This window comes from Oceanithermus desulfurans (assembly GCF_014201675.1).
Classification (GTDB): domain Bacteria; phylum Deinococcota; class Deinococci; order Deinococcales; family Marinithermaceae; genus Oceanithermus; species Oceanithermus desulfurans.
This window is the reverse complement of the sequence record NZ_JACHEZ010000018.1, coordinates 1-1,230: the sequence shown is the minus strand read 5'-3', so window position 1 is coordinate 1,230 and position 1,230 is coordinate 1. Positions and strand designations below refer to the sequence as shown.

The 1,230-nt window shown below is 67.3% G+C and carries 1 protein-coding gene; it reads right to left on the bottom strand.

What is annotated here, in order from left to right:
- Nucleotides 1-1,216: elongation factor Tu (gene tuf / locus HNQ05_RS12115; RefSeq protein WP_147149141.1), on the bottom strand; the 1,216-nt coding region annotated here is incomplete at its 3' end.
- Nucleotides 1,217-1,230 lie beyond the last annotated feature (14 nt).

The window sequence follows — 1,230 nt, the reverse complement described above, 5'->3', positions numbered from 1 at the left end:
ACTCCAGAATCTTGGTCACGACCCCAGCGCCCACGGTGCGGCCGCCCTCGCGGATGGCGAAGCGGAGGCCTTCTTCCAGGGCGATGGGCTTGATGAGTTCGACGGTGAACTCGACGTTGTCGCCGGGCATGACCATCTCGACGCCCTCGGGGAGGGTGACGACGCCGGTGACGTCGGTGGTGCGGAAGTAGAACTGGGGGCGGTAGCCGGTGAAGAAGCCGGTGTGGCGGCCGCCCTCCTCCTTCTTGAGGATGTAGACCGAGGCCTCGAACTTGGTGTGGGGGGTGATGGAGCCGGGCTTGGCGATGACCTGGCCGCGCTCGATCTCGTCGCGGGCGACGCCGCGCAAGAGGGCGCCGACGTTGTCGCCGGCGATGGCCTCCTGGAGGATCTTGCGGTGCATCTCCAGGCCGGTGACGACGGTCTTGTGGGTGGGGCGCAGGCCGACGATCTCGACCTCCTCGCCCACGGTGATCTTGCCGCGCTCGACGCGGCCGGTGGCGACGGTGCCGCGACCGGTGATGGTGAAGACGTCCTCGACCGGCATCAGGAAGGGCTTGTCGACGTCGCGCTCGGGGGTGGGGATGTACTCGTCGATGGCGTCGAGGAGCTCCCAGATCTTGTCGACCCACTCGTTCTCGCCGCGCTGGGTGTTCGGGTTGGCCTGCAGCGCCTCGAGGGCCTTGAGGGCGGAGCCGGCGATGACGGGGACGTCGTCACCGGGGAACTCGTAGTCGCTGAGGAGCTCGCGCACCTCCATCTCGACGAGCTCGAGGAGCTCGGGGTCGTCGACCATGTCGGTCTTGTTCATGAAGACGACGATGTAGGGGACGCCCACCTGACGGGCCAGCAGGATGTGCTCGCGGGTCTGGGGCATGGGGCCGTCGGCGGCGGAGACGACGAGGATGGCGCCGTCCATCTGGGCCGCGCCGGTGATCATGTTCTTGACGTAGTCGGCGTGGCCGGGGCAGTCGACGTGGGAGTAGTGGCGCTTCTCGGTCTCGTACTCCACGTGGGCGGTGTTGATGGTGATGCCGCGGGCCTTCTCCTCGGGGGCCTTGTCGATCTCGTCGTAGCTGGCCACCTCGACGTTGGGGTTGGCGGCGGCGGCGGCGAAGGTGATCGCCGCGGTGAGGGTGGTCTTGCCGTGGTCGACGTGACCGATGGTGCCCACGTTGACGTGGGGCTTGGTTCGTTCGAATACACCTTTGGCCATGGTTTCCTCCTTGC